Consider the following 4,127-nt stretch of genomic DNA (forward strand, 5'->3'; position numbering starts at 1 on the left):
GAATAACGTTCCAACTAAAGAACTTATTTAATTCCTTCTTCTTACGGTTGCGTCGACTAACCTGACGTTTCCGTTCCGATGATTTTCGGACCCTGACTCCAGCTGCGGAACTATCCAGATGTCGTCCTTGTCTGCGCGATACATGCGGTAGCCGCCCGGAGCCTGGTGATGACCAGGCGAGCACCGCCGTACTGACCGAAGCACCACACCGCGCCGTCGTCGAACTCCTGGGGGTGGGCTCCACGAGTCGCGCGACCTAGGCGTTACCGACGAATAAGGAGTGACCCGCAGTGGGCGATGCAGTTGAGGGTCGAGGCGAGATGACCTTGCCTGGAGACCCTATGGGATTGGAGGGCACCAAATCGGCTCAAGACCTGGTCCGCTCGGTCATCGCGCGGTACGCGCCGCAAGAACTTCCATATCTGGACCGGGTCACCCGGCTGTGTGCCGAAAACCCCGATGTTATGTACATCTCGCCGAAACGCAGAACCGAACCGCTGGCCGACGGCGGACTCATGGCGGCTCTGGTGATTGTGACACCGATTCTCTACGCTGCGCTCAACGATCTGGCCAAGGATAGTGTTACCGGCGGCGTGCACGCCTTGTGGCAGCGGATCCGGCGAGCCAAGCGGAAAGCTGCGGACCTGGATCCGCAAGCACCGCTCGGCACCTTCAGCCCGGAGCAGATCCTTCTCGCTAAAGCCACCATGATCCGGCGTTTGCTCCAGGAAGGCCAGTCGGCCGAGCAGTCCGAGGCCCTCGCCGAGGAATTCGTCGCACAGCTCGAAGACTCCGTTGACCGTCTCTGATATCCAGGAGACCCCGTTAATCTCGTGGCGCACCGTTAGCAACCTTCCCTCCACCACCCTATCGCGGTTCCTGCTGCTCATCGGTGTGCTCTTCGTCGGTGCCGTCCCGTACTACCACTGGTGGGCGTACTACGTCCTGGACGTGACCCCAACCCTGTCCGACTGTGGTGTGCTCACCGGTGGCGCGGATCCGGCCAAGTACGCTGCGGCGCTGGCAGCTTGCCCTGATGACGTCGGCCGGGCGGCGATTCTGCTCGAACTCGCCGCCACCGGCACGGTCATCGTTGTCGCGGTCACGCTCTACCTGCTCCAACCCTGGTGGTACTTCCGTCAACACCGCCTCAAGCCGGTCGACGCGCAGGTGGACTCCGCCGTGCACGCGGAACTCACCGCGCTCGTCGTCGGGGCACAGTTGCGGCGAGCACCGACCTTCGTCGTCCGGCCCATAGTCACCCGCGGGGGACTCACGTTCGGGCGGTTCGGTCGCTACTACATCAGCCTCGACGAGGGCCTGCTCATGGGGTATTCCTTCGACCCCGGACGGTTGCGCGCAACTGTCCGGCACGAGCTCGCTCACCTGCAGGGCCGTGACGTCGACCTCACCTACCTGGCTTTGTCGTTCTGGCGCGCCTTCCTTCTAGTCGTCGTGGTGCCTGCGGCCATCGAGATCGGATCGCGTTTCGTCGGTAATGGTTTCACCTGGAGCGGCTTCCTTTTTCAGCAGGCGGTCGGGCTGGCCTTCATCGTGGCTCTCGTCCACCTGGCCCTGCGTTCGGTCCTTCGGGTCCGCGAGTTCCACGCCGACGTGCGCTCCGCTGCAGACGAGGCAGGCAACGGAGCGCTCGCAATCATGCTCGACGAGCGCGTGCTGGCTGAACCAGACGGTTTCCGGGCACGACTTAGGCAGTGGAAGTCGACACATCCCAGCGATTCTGACCGGGCCCAGGTTCTGCGCGATCCAACCCTGCTCTTCCAGTTGAACGCTGTGGACGCGCTTGTCGCCAGCGCCGCCAGTGGATTCGGCCTCGGTGGCCTCTACTTGACAGTGGGCAGCCTGGTCGGGGCCTCCACCGGTACGGCCGAGCTCATCACCGCCGTCATAGCCAGCCTGCCGATCGCCGCGGTGATCGGCGCCGGGGCCATCCGGTCGGCTTTCGCCGGCATCGCCGGCTGGCGGCGCCCGCCGCTCGGCATCCGGACCGGGATCTGCGCTGCCGCCGGGTTTGTTGCCGGAGAATCTCTGTCCTGGTCCCTGAGCGTCAGCTGGTCGGACATCCTCACCGCCCACCCATGGACGGCCCTATGGATGGCCGTGGTCCTAGCGTCGGGGTTCCTCCTCACCGCCCGGTGGATAATCATCTCGGCACGCATCTGGGTTGACGGCAGGAAAAACCCGCCGGCATCCTGGTCGTACGTCGTCCTCGCAGTCCTCGCCACGGCACCGTTCGCACTGACGCTGACGTTCTGGCAACTTGCGCACCAGGGTGAGCTACCCGGTACGGCCCGCTACCTCGCCTTTGTCTACGGTCGGTTGCTGCTGGGCTATCCAGGGCTGATCGCCGCCGCCCTGACCGCCATGGCCCTCGCCCCCGTCCTGGGCGGGATGTGGCGCCACGGCGCCACATCCCTCGCATGGCCCCTCGCCCTGAGTATTGCCGCCGGGGCCATGGCAGCGGTCTTCGCCCTCGTGTTCCTAGTGCAACCACTGGACTCATGGTGGCTGTCGACCGTGCCCTCACCCAGCCCGTCGGATCCGGCATCCACCGACATGCAGTTCATCACTGGCCAGGTCGCCGGAGCCGTCGCCCTCGCGGCCTTTGTGGCCGCGTACGTAGGCCGGCGCGGTGCCGCGCTCGGTGCGGCGTTCGGCCTGGTGACCGCCGGTACCGGCGGCGCTTTCATAGTCCTCGTCGGGGGTCTCAACCGCCTTGTGCGAACCTGGACATCCGGCCGCCCGTCCAATTGGGACACCATCCGTGGGCTCGACGCCCTTATCTTCCGCCAGGCACTGATCGCCGCCGTCGCGCTGATCCTCGTCGCCGGCATACTTGGACGCCTCACCGGGCTGTTCACTCGCCTGCCAGCATGGCCAAAGGGCAACCACTGGGGGGAAACGTGGCGTTCCCCCACGTGGGTGGCGGCGCTGACCGCGCTCTCTCTGACGTTGGCCGCAGCCGCACAGGCGACCTACCCCACGCCGGTTCCGGGGCCAGTCGCGCCTGCCACACCCGCGTCGTCGCCTTCGCCCACCCAGGCGGAAAAGAACCCTTACGTCTTCCCTGCCGACCTCGGTGACACGAGTCTGTGCGCCTGGTTCCCCATGGGGTACCTCTCGGGGGAGATGCTGACAACCGCGCAAACACAAGGCCAACTGGCTTATCTCAGCTGGACGGGCACCGTGCTCGAGCACGCAGACAATCCCGACCTGGCCAAACTCGGCAAAGCCCTCACCGCCGCCCTAATCGCTAACGACAGCAAGGCCGCCCTGACCGCGGTGAAGGCCATCGGCACCAAATGCCTCACGGAGGACGACAGCGCCAAACCCGGAACCAAGGTGCAGGCGCTGGACCAGTGTCTGGTGGGATCCTGGACGCTGACGGCGGAGATCCAGGCCGTCGACCTCGTGCCTCTGGTGAACGAGAATACCTACACCAGCCAGTACACGGCCGATGGCAACGCGAGGGACGTCGCGATCGACTACCGGCTCTCGGGCACCTCTGGCGGAGTGACGATCACCATCGGACAGGACCGCACCCGCTTGTACAACTGGTCCGCTTGGGCCGGCATCTACTTGCAGTCCCACGAGAGTGGACCCGAAACGACCACCATCATCAAGAACTCCCAGGTGGTCAAGACCGTCGACGGATCCACAGACCCCGGCGGACACGCCGCAGGGTACACCTGCAATACCACAACACTGCACCTTGCCGGAAGCGGTGACGACGCCGAGACATTGGAGCTGTTCGGAAACCCTATTCGAATCGGTTTTCATTGAAATTCTGATACCGGCAACAGGAACAATACGTTCGTCAGTAGCCGTATGGGGAGATCGCTACCCGCCAACTTCCTGCGTTCTTTGGTACCGGGCAGACCCAGCGCGTCATGGAATACACAGGCCCTCCCCATCGTTAGAGATTCTGCGACATTTTCTATGTCGTAGGAAGGGTGACCTCCATGTATCATCTTCCCGGGCTGAGTCACCGAGCGACGGCTGTGGTCATCGAACGCGCCGAGCAGACTTTCCCTGACTGGGACAAACCGGTCGGCCGGCCCAAGACCCTGTCGCTTCTCCAGGCCCTGAAATTGACGGTATGCCGA

Annotated in this window: 2 protein-coding genes; both read left to right on the plus strand. The window is 64.2% G+C overall.

Annotated features, from left to right (window positions below; translation table 11 throughout):
* Positions 1-341 precede the first annotated feature (341 nt).
* Positions 342-809 (plus strand): hypothetical protein, encoded by a 468-nt coding sequence (locus MJ783_RS22290; protein ID WP_239313619.1) that lies wholly within the window; start codon positions 342-344, stop codon positions 807-809.
* Positions 796-3,804, plus strand: a complete 3,009-nt coding sequence (locus MJ783_RS22295) for a M48 family metalloprotease (RefSeq protein ID WP_239313621.1) — start codon at positions 796-798, stop codon at positions 3,802-3,804. Before MJ783_RS22290 ends, MJ783_RS22295 begins: the two co-directional genes overlap by 14 nt.
* Positions 3,805-4,127: the final 323 nt, after the last annotated feature.

Source organism: Protofrankia sp. Cj3, from assembly GCF_917627355.1.
Taxonomy (GTDB): Bacteria; Actinomycetota; Actinomycetes; order Frankiales; family Frankiaceae; genus Protofrankia.